Below are 22,225 nucleotides of genomic sequence, written 5' to 3'. Positions count from 1 at the left end.
GACATAAATATCTTAAAGTTTACATAAAGAAGAAAATATGCAAAAAAATACGAAAACTTTTAAAATTATTAGCAGAAAATAGAACATTATTTAGAATTTTATGATAGAATTATAGAGGATTTAGAAATACAAATGAGAAAGCAATTTGTGCAAGGAGCAGGACTATGAGATATCAATTTTCATGTAAGAACGTAAAAGACAAAAAGCAGTATTGGGAAGATTTTAAAAAGCAGTTAAAACCTGGGGATGAAATTAGTTTTAAAAAAATTGAACGTTTCGGATTTGGACTTTTAGACTTACAGGATAAGCTTACATTCTGTAAAGAGAACAACATTTCACTGTATGATGAATCTTATGGATTGACATTGAACAGTGAACGGGAATTAGCGATGTTTTACTTCACCTTATCATTGAAGAATGAAGATCATCGGGAAAAACAATTGCGCGGAATTAAAGATGCATTGCGCTTAAAAGAAGAAGGAAAAGGCGCATATGGTCGTCCGATTGCAGAGCTTCCAAAAGACTTTGAAGAAAAAATCATAACTTTAAAACGTGAGCATCGTCCGTTAGAGGCTTATCGGAAAGCTACGGGAATGAAAAAATCAACATTCTATAAATATGCCAAAATAATTCTTAGCAAATATCAGGATGATGATGAAGATGACGATTAAAAAACTGATGGAGACTCATCAGTTTTTTCATTTAAGTTCTTGAGTAACACCTCATTTAAATAATTTTATGTGTAAAGAATAATTAAGCCATGATTCCATTTGCTAATAGGCACGTAAGGAGGGATATGCAGATGATGATTTGCATTGCACCGGCGAAACGCATGCGCAAGGATATCGCTTATTTAGACGCCCAGGGAACACCTAAGTTGCTAAAGGAAACCAAGCAATTGGCGAAGATTATGCAACAGCAGGATGTTAGTGCTTTACGTCATATTCTTTCCTGTAGTGAACGTATCGCCCAAGAAGCATATCAGATATTTCAAACTATGCAGTTAACACAAAATGTTGTACCGGCCCTGTTAGCCTATGATGGCATTCAATACACGTATATGGCACCGGATATCTTCAGTGATGAACAATTTGCCTATGTGCAAAAGCATTTGCGTATCTTATCTGGTTTTTATGGTGTCTTAAAACCACTGGATGGTGTAGTGCCTTATCGTCTGGAAATTAACAGTCTTTTACGTACAGACACCTTTTGTAATCTTTATGCCTTTTGGCAAGACAAGCTCTATCGTGAACTTACCCAAGAATCCTCTGTCATCGTTGATTTGGCAAGTGCGCAATATAGCCGTTGCATCACACGCTATAAACGTGATGCCATACGGTATGTGAAATGTCGCTTCATGGAAGAAACGAAGGATACTTTAAAAGAAAAAGGTGTTTATGTCAAAATGGCAAGAGGCGAAATGGTGCGTTATATGGCAGAACACCAGATTACCGATATCGAGGATATCAAGCAGTTTCAAGGCCTTGGCTATCGTTTTCAAGAAACCTTATCCAGTAGTGAAGAATTTATTTTTACCAGAGCATTTCCCAGGAAAAAATAAAGAGGATTTATAAGATGAGAGTTTTAATATTAGGTCCTCTCATATGTTTACTCGTACTTCTTAGCGTCTTCAAATAAAACAGGATAACATCAAGATGTAAAGACAATTTAGGATATGCCTTAACATATAAGAAAAGAAGGAAACAGATATACCATTTCCTTCTATTTTTATTATCTTTCTTCCCTATGTGTTTTGTAACAGTATTGATCGTTTCTTTATCGATACTATCCCACCTGCATGTGGAAGATCTATGCTTCTTTCATGGAATCAAGGATGCTTTCTACTAAATTATCAACTTCATTTGCATTGTTGTCATTTAAGGCAGAAATCATATTGACTTCACTGTTAAGAATGCTCATCTGTTTCATCTCTTCATCCAAGAATTCTTTCATCAAAGAACCGGATTTTGGTGCCCAAGAACCATTTTCAATGATACCTACGGTACGTTTCTGTAGGTTTAATGCCTTCATATGCATCAGATAATCATGCATTACCGGATAAATACCTAGATTATAGGTAACACTTGCTAAAACGATATGACTATATTTAAAGGTTTCACTGATGAGGTAGGATACATGGGTATTTGATACATCATATAAGGCAATATTGGTCATGCCTTTTTCTGCCAATTTCGCAGCTAATACCTGTACAGCACTTTCAGTATTTCCATACATAGATGCATAAGCAATCATCACACCGCATGTTTCTGGTTCATAACGACTCCATTTATCATATTTATCCAATAGATAGCCAAAGTCATTGCGCCATACCGGTCCATGTAGCGGACAGATATAGTGGATATCCAAGGTGGAGGCTTTCTTTAACAAGGCTTGTACATGTGGACCGTATTTACCAACGATGTTGGTATAATAGCGACGAGCATCATCGATCCAATCACGGTCAAAGTTCACTTCATCATTAAACAGTTTGCCATCTAAGGCACCAAAGGAGCCAAAGGCATCGGCAGAGAAGAGAATGCCATCAGTTGTATCAAAGCTAACCATTGCTTCTGGCCAATGGACCATAGGAGCTTCCACGAAGACGATGTTATGTTTACCGAAGCGAAAGGAATCGCCTTCCTTTACCGTCATGGTCTTATCATCAACATCAAAGCCAAATTGATGCATCAACATGATACTTTTCTCTGTGGAAATGATGGTAACATTTGGATAACGCAACAAGATTTCTTCAATGCTGGCACCATGATCAGGTTCCATATGATTGATTACCAAATAATCTAAGTCACGGCCATCTAACACATGTTCCACATTTTCTAAGAACTGACGGCAGATGGACCAATCTACGGTATCAAAGAGAACGGTTTTTTCATCCAGCAGCAAATAGGAGTTATAGGATACGCCGCGAGGAATCGGATGAATATTTTCAAATAGTGCTAAGCGATGGTCATTACCGCCTACCCAATACAGATCATCTACAACTTTTCTTACACAATACATACGTCTTTTTCCTCCTATTCAATCTCGATGAAGTTTTCTTTTTCTTCACCGCATTCTGGACAAATCCATTCTTCTGGTAGTTTATCAAAGGTTGTTCCTGCAGGTACATCACTTGCCGGATCGCCGATTTCCATATCATATTCATAGCCGCAGCCACTGCAGATATAGCGTTTATAAGAAGGTCCTTCTTTCTTGATAAATGGACGTTTCATCTTCTTCATTGGTGGAGCCGGCTGTTTTACACCCGTATCCAAAGCTTCCGCTAACAAAGGTAAGATTTCCATCAAATCACCTACAATACCATAATCGGCATTCTTAAAGATTGGAGCGTTTGGATTGTTGTTGATGGCAACGATGGTTGTCGCATCCTTAATACCTTTTAAATGCTGACCGGCACCGCTGATACCACAAGCCACATATAGATTGCCGCTAAACTTCTGTCCACTCATACCAACATAGCGATTTAATGGCACATATTTCAAAGTTTCCGCAACCGGACGAGATGAACCAATCGCAGCACCTAGTGCTTTCGCAGCTTCTTCAATTAATTTCATGTTTTCTTTTGCGCCAATACCTTTACCGGCACTGATCACACGTTCTGCATCGACGATTGGAGTATCCATCGCAATGCCTACACTGAAATCATAACCATCTTTCTTCAATGCTTCAACTAGTTTTGCGACTTGTTCTTTTGGTGTACCATCACGGAAGATCATTTTCTTACGCTCACCGGTAATCGATGTTTTTTTCCGTTTTGCCTTACCATCCTTTTTCATCTTACCGATGATATGGGACGCAATAACAACACGCTGAATTTCATTGGTACCTTCATAGATTGTACAGATTTTCGCATCACGATAAGCACGTTCGACTTCCATACCCTTTAAATAGCCGCTGCCGCCAAAGATCTGTAAAGCATCATTGACAACCTCTAAGCAGATGTCTGAGGTATATTGTTTAGCCATAGCACTCTCCATGCCATAAGGTTCATGGGCTTCTTTTAATTCAGCAGCACTGTAAACAAGGAATCTAGCACAGCGTAATTTGGTTGCCATATCAGCTAGTTTAAAGGAAATTGCCTGTTGTTGGGCAATTGGTTTGCCAAACTGAATACGCTCTTTAGCATATTCTAAAGCATGTTCATAAGCACCCTGAGCAATACCTAATGCCTGTGCAGCAATTCCGATACGACCGCCATCAAGCGTAGCCATTGCAATCTTAAAGCCTTGTCCTTCTTTACCTAACAGGTTTTCTTTTGGTACTTTTACATTATTAAAGATTAATTCCGCAGTGGAAGAAGAGCGAATGCCCATCTTATCGTAATGATCTCCAAAGGTGAAGCCTTCCCATCCTTTTTCAACGATGAAAGCAGAGATACCATGTGTTCCGGCATCCGGATTTGTTGAGGCAAAGACAACATACGTATCAGCTACCGGCGCATTGGTAATAAAGATTTTACCACCGTTTAAGATATAATGATCACCCTCTAATACTGCCGTTGTTTCTGTTCCACCTGCATCACTACCGGCATTTGGTTCTGTTAACCCAAAAGCACCAAGTTTTTCACCCTTTGCTAAAGGTGTTAAATATTTCTGTTTTTGTTCTTCATTACCAAACGCAAAAATTGGATAGCTTCCTAAAGATACATGTGCTGATAAGATGACACCGGTTCCTCCATCAACTCTGGATAATTCTTCTACTGCAATCGCATAGCTTAAGACATCTGCTCCTGCACCGCCATATTCTTTGGGATAAGGCAAACCCATCATTCCCATGTCGGCAAATTTGGCAATTGCTTCGCTAGGGAATTCATTTTCCTTATCTAGCAAAAAGGCAATTGGCTTTACTTCGCTTTCCGCAAATTCGCGTACTTTTTTCCGTAGGTCTTCTTGTTTCTTGGTTGTTTGAAAAAGCATGTACATTTCCTCCTTATTTACACAATGCCAGTCATGAAGAGTTTCATGAGCAACCATAGGTTGAGAATTACATTCAATTAAAATTAAGAATTAAAATGAAATGTATTCTCACTTTCTGGTTATACAATATCAGAATGTAAGCGCTTTGTATAGCGATATGCACCAGCGAATTTTTCTTATGACAAAGTATGAAGATTTGGTGGTATTAGAATGCTGCTATTAAATTCTTATTAGGTAAGACAGTGTTCATTTTATAACTATAGATCGTTTAACTACTTGAATGAAAGTTTAAGAGCAATTAACCACACAGGAACGATAACCGATTCCCTATGAAAGTAGGAGAGCAATTATCCAACAGGAGCTAACCATATGAAAGTATGAGAACAATTACCATTACAGGCACCAGTTGACCATTTTTAAAAGCATCGTTTCTTTTTTGTTCAAGCGAATGCAACAGTGAGTTAACAGGCAGAACAATTGACAGAGAACAGTTAGTTTCGTATTCTATAACCGTTGAAACAGGAGGATTCCTATGTTAGAAAAAAACGGTGTAGTATATTATATTCTTGGCTCACATATTCAATGCGGTAAAGTGAGCGATATCAAAATAGAGAAGGGAGAGCTTTTTTTTCTGATTGATACATATGTCCAATGTGATGAGGATAATTGGATTGCTGAGGAAGAAATTGGCAAGAGTGTGTTTTTTACGGAAGTAGAAGCGCAACAACATTATGGAACTGGTCATAGTTTGCCTACCTGTTGTTGTGGATGAGGAAGATGATGAAGGTGAATGAAAAGTAGAAGGGTTGATAAGTAGATGGGAAAAGAAAAAGTCCTAAAAGATGAACGAAAAGATGAAGATGAAAATAAAGAATTTGTTGTTATGCAGGGAGGAAACGGTAGCTTAGGCAAAAGGAAGAAAACGGTATGAGAAACTTGCATGAGATAAAATGAGCGATAGCGTAAAAAAGATTTCTGATCGTAAGAAAAAGGTTTTTGGTCGTAAGAAAGCAATTTAACTAATCTAGGATGTGAAAGAATTGTGACATGAGTTTAGCTGGCACGTAAGCTTTCGCTAAAATGTGCTATAATGAAAGCAGTTAAGGAAGTGATGTGCATGGAACAAGAATCCTTGTTTTATCAGGATTTACAAGATCCTTTGGCAAGTCGATTACGACCACAGAGCTTAGAAGATTATGTAGGGCAAAAACATCTGATTGGTAAAGGAAAGGTCCTATGGAATCTGATTGAAAAAGATCAGGTAACCAGTATGATTTTCTGGGGTCCACCCGGTGTTGGTAAGACAACTTTGGCTAGGATCATCGCTCATAAGACACAATCTCGCTTCATTGATTTTAGTGCTGTCACAAGTGGCATACGAGAAATCAAACAAGTCATGAAAGAAGCAAGTGATGCCAGAGCGTTTGGGAAACGAACTATTTTATTCGTAGATGAGATTCATCGTTTTAACAAGGCACAACAGGATGCTTTTTTACCTTATGTGGAAAAAGGCAGCATCATCTTAATTGGAGCGACAACGGAAAACCCTTCCTTTGAGATTAATTCTGCCCTCTTATCGCGATGTAAAGTATTTGTTTTAAAAGGTTTGGAAACCAGTGATTTGGTGGAATTATTACAACATGCGTTACAGGATGAAAAAGGCTTTGGAACTTTAAATGTGCAGATGGAAGATAGCATGTTGGATATGATTGCCCAGTTTGCCAATGGAGATGCCAGAGTTGCCTTGAATACCTTGGAAATGGTCGTATTGAATGCGGAAAAAACAGATGAAGGGTATCTTGTCACAAAAGAAACGCTGGAGCAGTGCATCCATCAAAAATCCTTATTGTATGATAAAAAAGGGGAAGAACATTATAATCTGATCAGCGCTTTGCATAAATCCATGCGCAACAGTGATGTGCAGGCAGCTATCTACTGGCTTGCACGTATGTTAGAGGCTGGAGAAGATCCATTGTATGTAGCAAGAAGATTGGTACGCTTCGCCAGTGAGGATGTTGGTATGGCAGATAGTCGGGCATTAGAAATCTGTGTGGCGGCATATCAGGCATGTCATTTTATCGGGATGCCTGAATGCAGTGTACATCTGACACATGCTGTTACTTATTTATCCTTAGCACCTAAAAGCAATGCTTTATATATGGCTTATGAACATGCGAAAGAAGATGCTTTAAAGATGATTAGTGAACCAGTACCACTACAAATTCGCAATGCGCCGACTAAATTAATGAAGGAACTTCATTATGGGGAAGGATACCAGTATGCGCATGATTATGAGGATAAGCTGACAACCATGCAATGTTTGCCACCTACTTTACAGGGAACGATTTATTATGAACCCACCATGCAAGGTTCTGAGAGTAAGGTCACTGCACGTATGAAGCAGATTGAGGAATGGCGCAAGAAGCATAAGTAATATATAAAAAATATGGCATAAAAAGGAAGAATAGGTCATTTTCTGCATGAAAAAGGGAAATCATTAATATGTTCTTTCCGTAAGAAACATGCTATACTTGTGTTAGTTAAAGATAACATCATAAAGACACTGTGTATGGTTTTAAAAATCATGGACATAGTAAAAAAGGAGGACTTGAAAATGAATGAGAAAAGAAAATTAGTATTGGTAGGTACCGGCTTTGTCGGTATGAGTATGGCATACAGCTTCTTAAACACTGGCGGTATTGATGAATTGGTTTTGATTGATGTTAATCATGATAAAGCTGTAGGAGAAGCGATGGACTTACAGCATGGACTTCCTTATGCACGTGGAAAAATGACGATCAAAGCTGGTGGTTATGAAGAATGTAAAGATGCAAGCATCGTTGTGATTACAGCCGGTGTTACGATGAAGGAAGGCGAAAGTCGTCTGGATATTGCGGTCAAAGACACGATGATCTTAAAAAGCGTGACCGAAAATATCATGAAATCAGGCTTTGATGGTATAATTGTAGTTGCCAGCAATCCGGTTGACAGCATGACCTATGTTGCTCAAAAAGTTAGTGGTTTACCAAAAGAAAGAGTTATTGGTTCTGGTACGATCTTAGATACTGCCAGATTGCGTTATCTGATGAGTGAATATCTGGATGTATCTTCCAGCAATATTCATGCCTATATTATGGGAGAACATGGAGATTCCAGTTTTGTACCTTGGACAAATGCCTATGTTGGATGTAAGAATTTATTAGATATTCTGGATGAACAAGGTAAAGACTTAAGTGATCTGCATGAAATTTATACACAGGTACAGCAGGCTGGTTATGAAATTATCAAACGGAAACGTTCTACGTATTATGGAATCGGGCTTTCTTTGAATCGTTTGGTACATGCTATCTTGGACGATGAAAATGTGATCTTAACAATTTCTGCATATCAGGAAGGTGAATATGGCCAGGAAGGCTTATATATTGGTGTTCCTGCTATTATCAACCGCAATGGTATTCGTGAAATTGTGAAATTAGAATTAAATGAAGTTGATCAGGCGAAATTTGATGCCAGCTGTGAAACATTGCGCAGCATCAACACAGGAACGATTGACCCATTGTTATAATTGATGAGCTCTCTTGGCAAACGTTAGCAGCGTTTGAACGGAGAGCTTTTTCTTTCTTTATGGGAATGTGAAGGTTCTTAGTAAAAGGGCAAAAAGGACGATCGATTGCTATACACATGCCATCATAAAGGCATAGCGCATAGGGGGGGATAAGAAGGCGTGTTACTTTCTCTATAGGAGTAATTTGTGTAAGGATGAAGCATCTCATCTAGTTTCTGATGTCAATTGTAACTTTGCAAGTGTATGGATTTATGCTATGATAACAGCGTTAAAATGGTAAAAGGTTATTGTTAAAAAGCAATGGTAAGGCCTTTTACAATCGTGATAAAGTAGTATGAAAAGGGGTAATCGAAGATGAATAAGGCAATGATTTCGACATGGAAAATGTCGTATGATGGAATGCTGAAGGCAAAAGATATATTGCAGCAGGATGGCTCTGTACAGGCGGCAATCTTAGCTGCTATTCAGGATGTAGAAGCTAGAGAAGAATTTATCTCAGTTGGACATGGCGGTTTGCCAAATGCGCAGGGACACGTACAGTTGGATAGTGCTTATATGAATGGAAATACGCTTGGTTTTGGTGGTATCATCGAAGTTGAAAATGTTGAAAGTCCAATTGCGGTAGCGGCTAAGCTAAGTGATTATAAAGTAAATTGTTTACTGTCAGGCAAGGGTGCGGAGGCCTTTGCACAAGAAGAAGGTTTTGCTTTTCAAAATCACATGACGTCTCAAAGTAAAAAACGATGGCAAGATAAACAAAAAGAAGACATGGAATTAAAAGCATATGAAGGACATGATACAGTTTGTGTGCTAGGAAAGTGTCAGGATGAGCTAGCAGCAGGAGTATCTACCAGCGGATTGTTTATGAAACATGAAGGACGTGTAGGAGATTCTCCAATCATCGGTTCCGGTTTTTACAGTGATGCCCTGTATGGAAGTGCTGCAGCTACTGGATTGGGAGAAGATATCATGCGTGGATGCTTATCCATTCGCATAGTCGATGCCATGGCAGCAGGTATGTCTGTACAAGCAGCTGTCGATACAGTATTAGATGCACATGTAAAACGCATGCAGATGGCCAATCGTACCTGTGATGCGATCAGTGTGATTGCTATGGATAAGGATGGGAATTGTGGCGCTTCCACAAATATTTCAGAATTTCCATATGTTGTCATTCAAGAAGATGACATCAAGTTAATGGTTGCGACTTATCAAAATGGAAAGCATGACAACTTTGAAGCAGATGCCGCATGGATAAAGCAATATACCGGAGATTAGGTATACATGCGCAAAAAACAGATTTAAAGCTTTTAGGTATGCTGAAAGCTGATTGGAAATGATATAAGCAATAAGAAAAAACGTAGCATGAAAAGATATGATCACTTCTAAGTAGACAACGTAAATAAAGAAAACGTTGTCTATAAAAGAAATGATGTGCTACGTTTTTTTAAACACTTTTTTATATCTTTTTTTCTTTTTGTCATCTTTTCAATCATGAAGGGCTTATTAGAAATCAGTTGAAAGAAATGCTTACATAAACACTATCGATAATAGCTAACCTTTTCAGGATCATACTGATCAATTCTTTTCTTATCTTCTGCACTGTATCCAACAGCAACGACAGCAACAGGCAATAGATGATCTTTTAAATGGAAATACTCTTTAAACTTGCTAATGCGCTCTTTTGAAGGACCAACGGCACACCAACAAGTGCCAAGGCCTTGATGCACACCTTCAATCAACATATTTTCAATGGCAGCGGCAGCATCTACATACAAATATTCATCGACTGGATTTGCGTTGCGATCTCCCATAACGAGAATCGCACAATAGGCTTCTTTCATCATCCCGGTATAAGGCTGAAGCTCTGTCATATGATTTAATGTTTCTCTATTCGTGATGACTAGAAAACGCCAGCTCTGTGTGTTTCTGGCAGTTGGTGCATTCATGGCAGCTCTTAACATTTCTTCTAATTTTGCTTGTTCCACTTCACGATTTTGATAATGGCGAATACTAACACGATTAAATAGTTCCTCTAACATAACATGATGCCTCCTTTTCTATCAGTATAGCACAGAAATGAGGAACATGTATCGCGAATGCATGGTTGATGATAGTATCGTATGATAGAGGAGAAAAGCGATGTTTAAAAAAGCAATTGTCATGATAATTCATAGGAAGATTTTGTTTCTTTACTTGTTCACATCATGATGATATTGAATATGCATAATGTATGAAAAAAAGAGTTCCTGTGTTGGAACTCTTTAAAGAATCAAAGATTAATTGAATAAGGTGAGTATTACTTTCCTACATTGGAAGTAATCACAATATTATGCATCCGCTCATTATTGTAAGCCGTTAGATATTTACGATCTTGTTTCATCAAGGTATCAATTGTCACAAATTGAAAACCTTGTGCATCCAATTCTTTTAACACCTTTTTAACACCTTCTACAGTCTCTTTATGAATATCGTGCATTAAGACAACTTCATAACCAACGGAAGCACCTTTTTTAATAATACTTGTCATCATTTCCGGATTATGATTTTGCCAATCCAAGGAATCAATATCCCAACCAACCATATCTAAACCACATACGGAATCCAATGTATTACCAATTGCTCCATAAGGCGGACGGAAATAACGAGGCTCAAAGCCGGTTGCTTTAAAGATGATATCATTTGGTTTATAAACTTCTTCACTTACTTGTTTTTTGGTTAACGTATTTGTTACAGCGATACCTTGTGAATGATCCCAAGAATGGTTACCAACTTCATGTCCGCGTTTATATACTTCTTTTACTAAATCTGGATTCAGATCCGCATTTTGTCCTAACATGAAGAAAGTTGCTCGTCCACCATATTTTTCAAATTCATCCATAATCGCTTTCGTATTTTCACTAGCCGGTCCATCATCAAAGGTAAAGGCAATTAATTTCTTTCCTTCTTTCACAGCTGGCTGCGCAGCTGGGATGATAGGATCTTTCATATAATAAGAAGGAATTTTAGCATTTGTCAAAGCTATGTATGGTTTATGATCTTCATAAACAACATCTAATGTTTTTGATGCATTTGCGTCAAAATAGAAGGAGACTTTCTTATCCTGCAAAATGAAGCTGTTCAAATTTGCAATTTTTATCTGATCTTCTTTAAAACCATTTTCCTTTGCCAGTTTTTTCATCATCACAATATAATCACGGCGTAAAACATCTTTTACATCCATTAATTTTTTACGCTTAATATCGTAATTATAAGATACGTCTTCTTTCTTTAAGACTTTATCATTTTCATCTTTAATAACTTGATGGAAAGTTAATGTGATATAACTGTCATATAGCAGTTTACTGTCATAATCCACCATAATATATTGCATGCCGCTATGCTTTTTATCTACTTTTATATGTTTTTTTCGATAGTTAGCGACAAGATCATTCATCGCTTTTTCTTGATATTCAGGATAATGTACAGATAGATAATAAACATCTTCTTCCTTCAGACTATCATGTTGCAATTCCCCATATAATTTAGTCTTTTCATTATAAGCATCATATTTTTCATATGGATTGGCTGCTAACATCTTGATCCCCACAAAGATTCCAGCCACAATAACGATGATCCCGGCCATAATAATTGCCAAACGATCCCATCGTATGTGACTTCTTCTGCTTTTTTTATATTGTGTCATGTAAATCCTCCTGTACCCTATAGTTTTTCATATTTTCTTCATTATATCAGACATTTGTCGAATTAGGTAAAATTCTGACTGACTATTTTTGCATTCATATTGGCATGAAAAAGCTTTTTTGCATGTTGTTGTCTTAATAGAAATGTAAGAAAAGACATCTTTATTATGACATATATTTTTATAATTTTCTCTTAACTTTTCTTAAACATTTTATAAATGAAGATGATTATATCTACTTAAAGGCTAGCAAACAACATGCGGTTGCAGGCATAAGACAGGTTCATTTATTATATCATGAGCAAAACTTTAGACATATGTATAGTTTTCATACATACTAGCATTATAAAAATAGGAGGATTTCATATGAATGAGAAAAGTTTATATAAATTAAGTTGTGGTTTGTATATCATATCTAGCAGCTATGAAGATAAAACAAGCGGTTGTGTGGCAAATACATTACAACAGGTGACTTCATCACCGGTACAACTCAGCATTACCTTAAATAAAGAAAACTATACCGAGCAGCTTATCGAAAAAAGCGGTAAATTTAATGCGGTTGTCATAAGTCAAAACATTGACATGGATGTGATTCGTCGTTTTGGTTTTCAATCCGGAAAGGATATCGATAAGTATGAGGGGATAGCTCATCGGGAAGATAGGCAACAGATTCCATATGTCAGTGAACATACCTGTGCTTACTATACTTGCAAGGTCGTATCCCACCTGGATGTGGGAAGTCATGTAATCTTTGTTGGTGAGGTTGTTGATATGGAGGTCTTAAGCGAGGAAGAAGTCATGACCTATGCGTATTATCATCAGGTAAAAAATGGAACGACACCAAAGAAAGCATCCAGTTATCAAGAACAAACAGAAAAACATGGCTGGCGTTGTAGTATTTGCGGCTATCTTTATGAAGGAGAAGTATTGCCACAGGATTATATTTGTCCAATCTGTGGAGCACCGGCAGCGGTCTTTGAAAAAATCTAGGCAAGGGAAACAGGAGTGTGTAGGAGGCATAACGCTCCTGTTTTTTCTAAGCTGTTTTCTGTATGCGATACATGGTACAATAAAAGAAAATAAACGACAGATAAAAAGGATAAAACTGCTTGCCCTCCTGTGCAGGGGAGGTGTTACAGTAAAGAGGAAGGGAGGTCTATCATGTATAAAATCAGCGAATTTTCTAATATCACGCAACTTAGCATAAAAGCTTTACGTTATTATGATGAGGAAGGACTATTGGTACCAAGTCAACGCAATGAGCAACAACACCGCTTATATAGCGATAAGGATTATGAAACAGCCAGACGAATTATCATGCTGCGAGAATTTCATTTTTCTATCCAGGAAATGAAGGATGTTTTACAAAACTGTGAGAATGATGAGGACATCTGTTATTATCTTCAAGAAAAGATGGCATTGATCAAGAAAAATATTTTGGAAGAAAAAGCTTGTATGAAAGCAATGGAAAGCTATCTAAAAGAACGCGATTTCACGAAGCAGGCCAATGCCCTGTATCAAATTCAGGAAGAAATATGCGAAAAGATTCAGTATGCCGCTATTCCTTTTCAAGGTAGCTATGATAAAATCAAAACTTATGTCCAACGCTTGTATAAAGAGTTAAAAGGAAACACAAAAGGTGCTATCTTTCAAATGTATTTTGAGGAGGCTTATGATGAAATGATGGCAAGCAGACTGTGTGTAGCTTTAAAGAAAGAGATAAAAACAGTTCCTAATGATTTTTTTATCGGGCAGATTCAGGCACGGCCAGTTCTCTCTTTATATCATATCGGCAGCTATGAAACACTACACATCGGCTATAAAGCCTTGCTGGATTATGCGCAAGAACATCATTTGCATCTGCAATTGCCATATTGGCAGCATTATGAAAAAGGACCGGGTATCGTGTTAAAGGGAAATCCGGATAAATATGTAACAAAGATCGTTGTGCCATATGAAAGGGGATGAAAGAATGTTGGCAGCAGGAAAGGAAAGTGAAAAGGAAACTGTAAAAGTGGTTAAAGGAGATCATGAGAAACTGTCGGAAGATGGAAGCGAAAGGATATCAGAAGATGACAAGGGAAGAATGTCAGAAAATAAAAAGGGAAGCATATTAGAAGATGGAGTAGAAAGAAGAGTAGAAGATTTAAAAAGAGAATTAGCCAAAAAAGATGCAGTCGCAACCTATCGGTGTTTGCAAAATGATCCTATAGTGTTAAAAGATTTGTGCGACATCATGGAATATGATCCATCTGCTTTAAAATACCAAGCGCAAAAAGTAGTCATGGAATTTGCCAAACATCAGCCCTTGGAAGTCTTTGCATATCATGATCAATGCAAAAGGTTATTGCACCATGAAAATGCTTTTTTGCGTTATGGGATGATTTCCATCATTGCCATGCTGATGCAGGTGGGAAATCAGGAAATGGCTGCTTGTTTTCGGGAATGCTATATGGAAACTCTGATGACACAGGAAATCGCTGCTTTTGGGAATACAATCAAGGGGATGCCGGCTTTGTTGCAATGGTTTCCCGAAGAGGAAAAGAAGCTTCTTATATGTGCGCAAAACATTGAAAATCATGTGTTTTATCATCATGGACAAATATCGATACCATGTCAAATGGTCGCTAGACGTCAAATATTAGGTTTTTTGAAGGATTGGTTTTGTAAAAGTGCTTATCCTAAGGAGTGGAAAGATTTTATTAATGAATGTGCTATGTGTCAGGAGGATAAGGTACAAAAAGCAGCCAAACAAGTTATGCGAATGTTAAATAAAAAAGTGATAAAAGAATGATTCATGTTGTGATAACCAATATAACAACAGATGAAGGAGGAGGTTTCTCAATGATAGCATCACCTTTAGCAAAAGTTTATGAGGCGTATAGTGCAGTTGCAGATGGCAGAGTAGAAATGAAAGAGGATGAAGCGTATGTAACTTCCAGTGATTATACGAAAAAGTATACGGTACGCTTTTTAGAAAACACCTATTCTTCGAATGATAATGCGACTATTTGGCAGCATTATGCAGGCTATCCAATCATAGCAGTCGCGTTGATGCAAGGAAAGGTAGCGATAAGAAAAGAAATCTTATCATATTTTAAGGATGTAAATTGGAAACAGCTGAATACAAAGTATAAAAATAATTATCAAGAGGCGATTACAGCATTCTTCAAGGAAAAACAGATTCATGAAGATACACAAAATATGATTGAGCAGGTAATGGAAGAAACGTTTGAAGAATTCTGTGAACTTTCCTTTGTGATTAAAGGAAATCGAGCAAAAAAGATTATGATAGAAGATGGTGTTTAAAGGTACTATGGAAAATGATTACCACGATATCTGTGTAATGATACTGTGATATGTGTTGTGTAATTTGCGTAAAAGTGTTGAGGTCAAACAAAGGATTTCAGCACTTTTCTTTACGTAAAAGGCATGCATGAGGAAAGATGTAAGATTTTCTAATAGAAATTACAATCCAATCGTGCAACCGTTTACAGATTATGGTAAACTGTTTATGAAGAAAAGAAGGAGAAAATGAATATGAAACAAGACATGATTGTAATTCTAGATTTGGGCAGCAGTGAAAACACTAGATTAGCTCGTGAAATTCGTGAATTAGGCGTGTATAGTGAAATTTATCCACATGATATCACGAAGGAAGAACTGGCAAAATTGCCAAATGTGAAAGGTATTATCATCAATGGTGGACCTAATCATATCGTAGATGGGGAACGTATTGATGTTGATGCGCACGTTTATGAACACGGTTATCCGGTAATGGCAGTTGCGCATGCGTTGGCAACATGTGAGGATGTATTGAATGCATGGAGTGAGGATAAGGAAGAGCGTCTTGCAGTTTTGAAGAAGTTTGTATTTGATGACTGCAAATGTGAAACAAATTGGAATATGAAAAACTTTATCGCGGATCAGGTAGAGTTGATTCGTGAACAGGTAAAGGATAAAAAAGTATTACTGGCATTATCTGGTGGTGTGGATAGCTCTGTTGTGGCAGCTTTATTGATTAAAGCAATCGGTAAACAATTAGTATGTGTACACGTAAACCATGGCTTGATGCGCAAAGGTGAGTCAGAAAGTGTTGTGGAAGTGTTTAAAAATCAATTGGATGCGAATCTGATTTATGTTGATGTGAGTGAAAGATTCTTAGGAAAATTAGAAAATGTTGCGGATCCTGAAAAGAAACGTAAGATTATCGGTACGGAATTTATTCGTGTATTTGAAGAAGAGGCAAGAAAGCTAGAGGGTATTGATTACCTAGCACAGGGTACGATTTATCCAGATATTGTCGAAAGCGGTACAAAAACAGCAAAAATGGTCAAATCTCATCATAATGTTGGAGGATTGCCTGAAGATCTTGGTTTTGCGTTAGTGGAACCATTGCGTCAGCTGTTTAAGGATGAGGTACGTGCATGTGGTCTTGAATTGGGATTACCGGATGAGATGGTATTCCGTCAGCCGTTCCCTGGCCCAGGCTTGGGTGTGCGTTGTTTAGGGGCTATTACGAAGGAACGCTTAGAGGCAGTGCGTGAGGCAGATGCAATCTTGCGTGAGGAATTCCATAATGCTGGATTGGATAAAAAGGTTTGGCAGTATTTCACAGTTGTGCCTGATTTTAAATCTGTAGGTGTACGTGATAATGCGAGATGTTTTGAATATCCTGTGATTTTACGTGCGGTGAATACGGTGGATGCTATGACGGCGACGATTGAGCAGATTGACTGGCCGGTATTGTTGAAGATAACGGATCGTATCTTGAAGGAAGTTAAGAATGTGAATCGTGTTTGTTATGACCTGTCACCAAAACCTACGGCGACCATTGAGTGGGAATAAAAATCGATATTAGATAAATTGGTGCGAATAACAAGCGTACAGTAGAATGCTAGGAGATTCGCACCAATTTGTCATATTAATATTGATATTTATAGAGCTATTTTTCTAAAATTATATTAATGTTAAGCGTTTCTTCTTTAAATGATATGATTTTAATGAAAATTTGCTGTCGCATTTTGTAAGAAGCGTGAGTTGAAATAGCAGTTCTACACAAACCATCAGGTAAGGAACCTAAGTCGCATTTTGTAAGAAGCGTGAGTTGAAATAAAAATCTTATTAGTACCAATATAACGGTTGGTGATGTCGCATTTTGTAAGAAGCGTGAGTTGAAATTCATGTCCTTTAATCGCAGTAGAGTCATCCATCCGTCGCATTTTGTAAGAAGCGTGAGTTGAAATCTAATACTACATGAACTTGGACATATATTTTTACAGTCGCATTTTGTAAGAAGCGTGAGTTGAAATCTTTAGGTTTTTTGCAGTGGCTCTTTCCGCACGGTCGCATTTTGTAAGAAGCGTGAGTTGAAATTTTAACATATGTTGTTTTACCTCCTGCTGGTGGACCAGTCGCATTTTGTAAGAAGCGTGAGTTGAAATCTGAAAGAAACATTGAAAAAGGAATCTGCAAAAGGTCGCATCTTGTAAGAAGCGTGAGTTGAAATCCGAGTATTTACTTAGTGCTATCACTATGGAACGGTCGCATTCGCGAGATGTGTGAGTTGAAATACAAAAAAGTAGCTCATAAAAGTATCATCTTTACAGATCGTATTCGCGAGATGTGTGAGTTGAAATTGCCGGCGTTGCCAATTCGTGATATTCGTTTCTATTGTCGCATCTTGTGAGATGCGTGAGTTGATATGTTGCATTTTGATTCATGTAAATTATAACATTTATACAAATGTATAATTTCCTCTTCATTAAGATTTTTAAGGATTAGTAACACCATCGGCATGCACATAAATCCAAACACACCAAATAATTTACCGCCTGCATACATACATAACAGCATTAACAAAGGATGCAGTCCTAACTGCTTTCCCATTAATTTAGGCTCTACTATATTACGTATTAAAGTAATAATTAAATATAATATTAATAATCCTATGGCTAATTTATGTTGCCCTTGGACATAAGAAAACAGAATCCAAGGTATCATAATACCTCCGGTACCTAATACGGGAAGTACATCAAAAACCGTAATGCCTAAGGCTATCAGCCAGGCTTTTTTTATATCTAAAATAGAAAGACCTATGCCTAATTCAAAGAATGTTAATAGCATTAATTTGATTGTAGCTATAAACATATTTAAAAAGGTATGAGTGGCAAAATAACGTATAGATAATATGATTTTTTGTGTTTCTGGTGAGAATTGTTGGAAAAAGAAATTAGAAAGGTTATGGTAATCAGAAGTAAAAAAGAAACTAGAAAATATGGCAATAAAAAAGGTTAAAAGGAATTTAGGTACTGAAGATAGTAAATTACTTAATATGCTTAGAATATTTTGCGATAAATCAGTAACAAATCCTGAAAGAAAATTTTGTAGGCCTTCCCAAATGGACGTGATAGCACTTGATATCGCTCCATCATAATCCTTCCAAACTACTTGGACATGAGAGAAAGAATCTTGAAGAAAGGGTTCCATCGTGTTTTGATACCATTCGGGTATTTTAATAAGCACATCTTGCGTCCAAAAGTATATCTTCATACCGCAATAACTTAATATAATACCTAATAATGCATAAAAAAATAAAATGATAACAATGCTCCAAAACTTTTCATGTCCCTTTGTAAGTCTTACAAAAATACGGATAATGGGACGTAACATAAAGGCGATGAAAAAACCAAGAATGAATGGCAAAAGGTAGGGGATGATATATTGAAAAAAGACATAAAAAAGGAGCATTAGAATGGAAAAATACAGAAAACGAATGATAAAGGCTCGTTGTTTTTCTGTATCCATTCTGCACCCTCCTTTATGAATGATTCATTTTATGAAACATAGCGAAATAGGTTTTCATATAAAGCAGGAACGAAATCAGTAAGAATATGGTTGTAATGAGCAAAAGGATATCTGAGTAAATCGTGTTTTTAATTGGCAACAAGAGCAGCAGAAACATTGTAACATAGAAAACTGCCGTCGATACCTTACCAAACCACTGCGCACCGTTCATATAACCGCCTTTTTTTCTCATATACAGCCAACATAAGAACATACTGGTTTCTTTGACCATGAATAACAGAAACACCCATTTCATATGCTGAATCTTGAATAGCAGTACAAATACAATAGCAAACTGCAGAAGTTTATCTGCAAATGGATCTAACATTTTACCTATTTCACTTATTGCATTCGTATGCCTTGCAATATAGCCATCTAAGAAATCAGTAAAGCCACATGCGAGGATAAGAAAAGCTGCTATCAGTTGTTCATCCTGCATATAATAATATATGAAAATAGGTACAAGAATTATGCGTAGCATAGTAAGTAAATTTGGTATGGTACAAATATCTGATTTTTTTATATACATGATATTCTCCTTATGTTTTTTGAAAATGCAATAAATTTATAAAAGCCGCAATTATATGTCCATTTAATAGTCAAAACAAAATTGGATGCTATAGTACATCTTATACTATATGAATTTGCACGAAGAAAAGCTTTTCCAATCTTTTTGGTTAATGTTTCTAATGCTCATTGTTTACATAGATTAATGATGTAAGTGATTGTGTATTGTTTTAAATAATGCTTCAATATTTGTTCTAGTTAAAGCTTCTTTTTTGTTAGGGAAAGCTTTGCTTAAACGCTCATGTGTGTGTTTACGTTTTTGATGCAGGGAATCTACCATATCATGAACTTTTTGAATATGTGATAATAAAATTTCATCAGCGTCAGTATTATCTAAAACGCGGCGAATACTTTCACTTATAGGTTCTTCAAGTGGAAAAATCTGAGCTGTTTTAAACTCTTTGACCAATTCTTTCATACTGTTCTCCACTTCCAGGAAATCCTTGTTTTTGCGTAGTAGTGCCATAAGTGTTGATACACCATCATAGGTGAAAAGGATAATTAACAAGATACAGAGTATTGCTTGTGCCTGATGCGGCAAAAGATTTATTGAATCATTTACAAATGGATGCAATACATAGTAAACAAATACGACCATAATACCGAAAAGCGTAGAGTTTTTTAAACAAATACGTCCATTGATATTAAAAGGATATGTTGAATAATCCCACCACTTTGTATGGAAGAACATTTCCATCAGCCAACTGGTTATGTATTCAAGTGCACTTGTAACAAGGATGCCTGCTACAAATAGAAGCAGTGGCTTAGCGGCAAAAGGTGTGAGCAGGTAAATAACAAGCATAGCTCCACAGCCATAAATTGGACAGTAGGGTCCTTCTAAAAATCCACGATTTATGAATTTCTTGGCAGGAATGCTGCAATAGATACACTCACATACCCAACCTAAAAAGCTATAAGCGAAGAAACATAAGATATAGAACATACGATATCCTCCTAGAATAATTCATACAGACGTTTATCAGAATAATCTTGTATGATAATCGGACAATCTGCAAACTTGCGTTTTTCTTTATCACTCACAACAATAACATCAATACCGGCATTTTTTGCAGCTTGTACACCATTTTCTGTATCCTCAAAAATTACACATTCTTCTGCTTTAAGATTAACATTATGTAATGCCTCTAGATACATCTGAGGATCTGGTTTACTGCGTGTTACTTGTTGAGAAGTAATAACATAGTCAAAATAGGGAGTCATTTGTTTGTGTTTTAAGATGTGATTGACCACATCAGTTGCATTGTTTGTACATAGACATATTTTATAATTTTTTTGCTTCAGATAATGCAGGAAGGTCAAAGCTTCATTTTTCATAGGCGCATGATCATAATGGTTTAATAAGAATTCCATAACACGATCAATTAAATCTTGAGCTTCTTGTGGATTTTCTACCTCTTCACGGATCTTTTGTTCCATTTCTGAGAAGCTTCGCACGCGTGATTTTAAAACTTTTAATATCAATGTTTTTTGGACAGTCTTTAATTCACTTAATGCTTGCTTGAAATTGATATTTTCATAGGTATTGATGAGAGTACCATCCATATCGAATAAGACACCTTTTTTATTCATGAGGATCCTCCTTTTCATTTATCATTTCTATAAATTGTTCTAACTTTTGTAATCCATTTACGATGAGTTCTTTGTCTTTATCGTTATAATGATTCCATTGTTTTTGATAATGCTGATACATGGCATCATGGATCGTATGAATACAAGCTTTTCCAGATTCTGTAGGATATAATAAGACCACACGTTCATCACTCACGCTACGTTTACGAAAGATATATCCTAATTTTTCTAATTTTTTGCAGGTTGCAGACATATTGCCTGCATCTTGTTGCAAGGCTTTTGCACAGGCACCTATTGTACAAGCGGTATGTTCTTGAATATGGGATAAAACACGGTATTGAAGTTCACTTATTTGGTATTTTTCATAGTAAGGACGTAGAAAATCAGTAGAACGATGGTTTAATTTGCGATAAATTCGTTCAATTTGTTTCTGATACGTATACATAGAAATATTCATATTTTCACCTTCTATATAATTTATATGTAGTTTACATATTTTAAACAGAAAAGAAAGAATTGTCAAATTTCAATTATAAAGATAATACCTCAAGCTATTATTGTACAAAAAGATTTAATATCAATGATTTTTTATAAAAGTAAATAAAAAGAGTTTAAGGCTGTGTTATACTATTAAAGTCGGTTCTTATATTTAGATATATGACTAAATTATAAGAGCTGTGAGTTGAAATTTATTTCATATCATTTTAGTAATGCAAAAGCTCCGATTTATTCAAAATCGGAGCTTTTGCTTTGTATTGATATATTTTCTTGTTTAGAAGATTTGACAATAAAAAAAATTGTGATAAAATAATATGAAATAAGAACTATAAAAAAGAAGGAGAGAGTTATGAAGGCAGAGTATAAATCAAAAGAAGAAGATTGTTCAGGTTATCATAAAAAAGAAAAAGAGATTAAGCTCGAAATAATGGCAAAAGAAAATATTATAGCTAAATTTATAAGTGTTATCTTTTGTGGGATAAAACATATATTATCTAATTTATTTTGAAGAAGTGATTGTGGTATAATGAAAGCATATTAAAA

Annotated in this window: 22 protein-coding genes and 1 CRISPR repeat array; of the genes, 13 read left to right on the top strand and 9 right to left on the bottom strand. The window is 36.4% G+C overall.

Features of this window, described 5'->3' with window-relative positions:
* Positions 1-164 precede the first annotated feature (164 nt).
* Entirely contained in the window at positions 165-671 is a 507-nt protein-coding gene (locus tag EDD61_RS02110) for a hypothetical protein (RefSeq protein ID WP_008687389.1), read from the top strand.
* Between the two features lie 131 nt (positions 672-802).
* Positions 803-1,561: a peroxide stress protein YaaA gene (gene yaaA / locus EDD61_RS02105; protein WP_132223652.1), complete on the top strand. Its 759-nt coding sequence runs from the start codon at positions 803-805 to the stop codon at positions 1,559-1,561.
* Positions 1,562-1,809: 248 nt separating this feature from the next.
* On the opposite strand, the gene EDD61_RS02100 is transcribed toward yaaA, so the two are convergent.
* On the bottom strand, positions 1,810-3,018 hold the full coding sequence (locus EDD61_RS02100) for an FprA family A-type flavoprotein (protein ID WP_132223649.1): 1,209 nt from the start codon (positions 3,016-3,018) through the stop codon (positions 1,810-1,812).
* A gap of 14 nt (positions 3,019-3,032) precedes the next feature.
* Positions 3,033-4,934: an acyl-CoA dehydrogenase family protein gene (locus EDD61_RS14285; RefSeq protein WP_132223646.1), complete on the bottom strand. Its 1,902-nt coding sequence runs from the start codon at positions 4,932-4,934 to the stop codon at positions 3,033-3,035.
* A 532-nt stretch (positions 4,935-5,466) separates the two neighbouring features.
* On the opposite strand from EDD61_RS14285, the gene EDD61_RS02090 reads away from it, so the two are divergent.
* The 4 genes from EDD61_RS02090 (at position 5,467) to EDD61_RS02075 (ending at position 9,777) form a co-directional block, all read left to right on the top strand.
* A complete protein-coding gene (locus EDD61_RS02090) occupies positions 5,467-5,706 on the top strand; it encodes a hypothetical protein (protein WP_119983487.1) in 240 nt (79 codons plus the stop codon).
* Positions 5,707-6,051: 345 nt separating this feature from the next.
* Positions 6,052-7,368 carry a replication-associated recombination protein A gene (locus tag EDD61_RS02085; protein WP_008687397.1) on the top strand — a complete coding sequence of 439 codons (1,317 nt, stop codon included), beginning with the start codon at positions 6,052-6,054 and terminating at the stop codon, positions 7,366-7,368.
* A 180-nt stretch (positions 7,369-7,548) separates the two neighbouring features.
* Positions 7,549-8,499: an L-lactate dehydrogenase gene (locus EDD61_RS02080; RefSeq protein WP_132223643.1), complete on the top strand. Its 951-nt coding sequence runs from the start codon at positions 7,549-7,551 to the stop codon at positions 8,497-8,499.
* Positions 8,500-8,853: 354 nt separating this feature from the next.
* The gene (locus EDD61_RS02075) at positions 8,854-9,777 is read left to right on the top strand and encodes an isoaspartyl peptidase/L-asparaginase (protein ID WP_132223640.1); all 924 of its coding nucleotides are present in this window, start codon (positions 8,854-8,856) and stop codon (positions 9,775-9,777) included.
* A gap of 263 nt (positions 9,778-10,040) precedes the next feature.
* On the opposite strand, the gene EDD61_RS02070 is transcribed toward EDD61_RS02075, so the two are convergent.
* Positions 10,041-10,541 carry a nitroreductase family protein gene (locus tag EDD61_RS02070; protein ID WP_132223637.1) on the bottom strand — a complete coding sequence of 167 codons (501 nt, stop codon included), beginning with the start codon at positions 10,539-10,541 and terminating at the stop codon, positions 10,041-10,043.
* Positions 10,542-10,798: 257 nt separating this feature from the next.
* A complete protein-coding gene (locus EDD61_RS02065) occupies positions 10,799-12,184 on the bottom strand; it encodes a polysaccharide deacetylase family protein (protein ID WP_132223634.1) in 1,386 nt (461 codons plus the stop codon).
* Between the two features lie 363 nt (positions 12,185-12,547).
* On the opposite strand from EDD61_RS02065, the gene EDD61_RS02060 reads away from it, so the two are divergent.
* From EDD61_RS02060 to EDD61_RS14230, 6 genes are all read left to right on the top strand, one after another.
* Positions 12,548-13,171, top strand: coding sequence for a flavin reductase (locus EDD61_RS02060; protein WP_132223631.1), 624 nt, complete (start codon positions 12,548-12,550; stop codon positions 13,169-13,171).
* Positions 13,172-13,342: 171 nt separating this feature from the next.
* A complete protein-coding gene (locus EDD61_RS02055; RefSeq protein ID WP_119983569.1) occupies positions 13,343-14,149 on the top strand; it encodes a MerR family transcriptional regulator in 807 nt (268 codons plus the stop codon).
* Positions 14,150-14,153: 4 nt separating this feature from the next.
* Complete coding sequence (locus EDD61_RS02050; RefSeq protein WP_132223628.1) at positions 14,154-14,975, top strand: hypothetical protein; 822 nt, start codon at positions 14,154-14,156, stop codon at positions 14,973-14,975.
* Between the two features lie 50 nt (positions 14,976-15,025).
* The gene (locus EDD61_RS02045) at positions 15,026-15,490 is read left to right on the top strand and encodes a hypothetical protein (protein WP_132223625.1); all 465 of its coding nucleotides are present in this window, start codon (positions 15,026-15,028) and stop codon (positions 15,488-15,490) included.
* A gap of 231 nt (positions 15,491-15,721) precedes the next feature.
* On the top strand, positions 15,722-17,029 hold the full coding sequence (guaA, locus tag EDD61_RS02040) for a glutamine-hydrolyzing GMP synthase (RefSeq protein ID WP_132223622.1): 1,308 nt from the start codon (positions 15,722-15,724) through the stop codon (positions 17,027-17,029).
* 168 nt (positions 17,030-17,197) lie between these two features.
* Positions 17,198-17,690: a CRISPR direct-repeat array (repeat unit 31 nt; unit sequence GTCGCATTTTGTAAGAAGCGTGAGTTGAAAT).
* A gap of 57 nt (positions 17,691-17,747) precedes the next feature.
* Positions 17,748-17,870, top strand: a complete 123-nt coding sequence (locus EDD61_RS14230) for a hypothetical protein (protein ID WP_412768751.1) — start codon at positions 17,748-17,750, stop codon at positions 17,868-17,870.
* On the opposite strand, the gene ytvI is transcribed toward EDD61_RS14230, so the two are convergent.
* From ytvI to EDD61_RS02015, 5 genes are all read right to left on the bottom strand, one after another.
* Positions 17,852-18,988 (bottom strand): sporulation integral membrane protein YtvI, encoded by a 1,137-nt coding sequence (gene ytvI, locus EDD61_RS14225; RefSeq protein ID WP_412768750.1) that lies wholly within the window; start codon positions 18,986-18,988, stop codon positions 17,852-17,854. The genes EDD61_RS14230 and ytvI overlap by 19 nt on opposite strands.
* A 13-nt stretch (positions 18,989-19,001) precedes the next feature.
* Complete coding sequence (locus EDD61_RS02030) at positions 19,002-19,556, bottom strand: CDP-alcohol phosphatidyltransferase family protein (RefSeq protein WP_132223619.1); 555 nt, start codon at positions 19,554-19,556, stop codon at positions 19,002-19,004.
* A gap of 180 nt (positions 19,557-19,736) precedes the next feature.
* On the bottom strand, positions 19,737-20,537 hold the full coding sequence (locus EDD61_RS02025; protein WP_132223616.1) for a putative ABC transporter permease: 801 nt from the start codon (positions 20,535-20,537) through the stop codon (positions 19,737-19,739).
* Between the two features lie 11 nt (positions 20,538-20,548).
* Positions 20,549-21,184, bottom strand: a complete 636-nt coding sequence (locus EDD61_RS02020; RefSeq protein WP_008979469.1) for an HAD family hydrolase — start codon at positions 21,182-21,184, stop codon at positions 20,549-20,551.
* On the bottom strand, positions 21,177-21,641 hold the full coding sequence (locus EDD61_RS02015) for a MarR family winged helix-turn-helix transcriptional regulator (protein WP_132223613.1): 465 nt from the start codon (positions 21,639-21,641) through the stop codon (positions 21,177-21,179). Before EDD61_RS02015 ends, EDD61_RS02020 begins: the two co-directional genes overlap by 8 nt.
* 390 nt (positions 21,642-22,031) lie before the next feature.
* Here EDD61_RS02015 and EDD61_RS13710 point away from each other — a divergent pair, with 390 nt between their 5' ends.
* On the top strand, positions 22,032-22,190 hold the full coding sequence (locus EDD61_RS13710) for a hypothetical protein (protein ID WP_165877189.1): 159 nt from the start codon (positions 22,032-22,034) through the stop codon (positions 22,188-22,190).
* The last annotated feature ends 35 nt before the right edge of the window (positions 22,191-22,225 follow it).

Origin of the sequence: Longicatena caecimuris, assembly GCF_004341945.1 — a bacterium.
GTDB lineage: Bacteria > Bacillota_I > Bacilli_A > Erysipelotrichales > Erysipelotrichaceae > Longicatena > Longicatena caecimuris.
This window is presented reverse-complemented; position numbering and strand designations above follow the sequence as displayed.

Coding starts and splice junctions, on each gene's coding strand:
- EDD61_RS02055 (WP_119983569.1), top strand. CDS start 13,343: ATGTATAAAATCAGCGAATTTTCTAATATCACGCAACTTAGCATAAAA.
- EDD61_RS02045 (WP_132223625.1), top strand. CDS start 15,026: ATGATAGCATCACCTTTAGCAAAAGTTTATGAGGCGTATAGTGCAGTT.
- EDD61_RS02075 (WP_132223640.1), top strand. CDS start 8,854: ATGAATAAGGCAATGATTTCGACATGGAAAATGTCGTATGATGGAATG.
- EDD61_RS02015 (WP_132223613.1), bottom strand. CDS start 21,641: ATGAATATTTCTATGTATACGTATCAGAAACAAATTGAACGAATTTAT.
- yaaA (WP_132223652.1), top strand. CDS start 803: ATGATGATTTGCATTGCACCGGCGAAACGCATGCGCAAGGATATCGCT.
- EDD61_RS02070 (WP_132223637.1), bottom strand. CDS start 10,541: ATGTTAGAGGAACTATTTAATCGTGTTAGTATTCGCCATTATCAAAAT.
- EDD61_RS02065 (WP_132223634.1), bottom strand. CDS start 12,184: ATGACACAATATAAAAAAAGCAGAAGAAGTCACATACGATGGGATCGT.
- EDD61_RS02050 (WP_132223628.1), top strand. CDS start 14,154: ATGTTGGCAGCAGGAAAGGAAAGTGAAAAGGAAACTGTAAAAGTGGTT.
- EDD61_RS14285 (WP_132223646.1), bottom strand. CDS start 4,934: ATGCTTTTTCAAACAACCAAGAAACAAGAAGACCTACGGAAAAAAGTA.
- guaA (WP_132223622.1), top strand. CDS start 15,722: ATGAAACAAGACATGATTGTAATTCTAGATTTGGGCAGCAGTGAAAAC.
- EDD61_RS02060 (WP_132223631.1), top strand. CDS start 12,548: ATGAATGAGAAAAGTTTATATAAATTAAGTTGTGGTTTGTATATCATA.
- EDD61_RS02025 (WP_132223616.1), bottom strand. CDS start 20,537: ATGTTCTATATCTTATGTTTCTTCGCTTATAGCTTTTTAGGTTGGGTA.
- EDD61_RS02090 (WP_119983487.1), top strand. CDS start 5,467: ATGTTAGAAAAAAACGGTGTAGTATATTATATTCTTGGCTCACATATT.
- ytvI (WP_412768750.1), bottom strand. CDS start 18,988: ATGGATACAGAAAAACAACGAGCCTTTATCATTCGTTTTCTGTATTTT.
- EDD61_RS02080 (WP_132223643.1), top strand. CDS start 7,549: ATGAATGAGAAAAGAAAATTAGTATTGGTAGGTACCGGCTTTGTCGGT.
- EDD61_RS13710 (WP_165877189.1), top strand. CDS start 22,032: ATGAAGGCAGAGTATAAATCAAAAGAAGAAGATTGTTCAGGTTATCAT.
- EDD61_RS02085 (WP_008687397.1), top strand. CDS start 6,052: ATGGAACAAGAATCCTTGTTTTATCAGGATTTACAAGATCCTTTGGCA.
- EDD61_RS02030 (WP_132223619.1), bottom strand. CDS start 19,556: ATGTATATAAAAAAATCAGATATTTGTACCATACCAAATTTACTTACT.
- EDD61_RS02020 (WP_008979469.1), bottom strand. CDS start 21,184: ATGAATAAAAAAGGTGTCTTATTCGATATGGATGGTACTCTCATCAAT.
- EDD61_RS02100 (WP_132223649.1), bottom strand. CDS start 3,018: ATGTATTGTGTAAGAAAAGTTGTAGATGATCTGTATTGGGTAGGCGGT.
- EDD61_RS02110 (WP_008687389.1), top strand. CDS start 165: ATGAGATATCAATTTTCATGTAAGAACGTAAAAGACAAAAAGCAGTAT.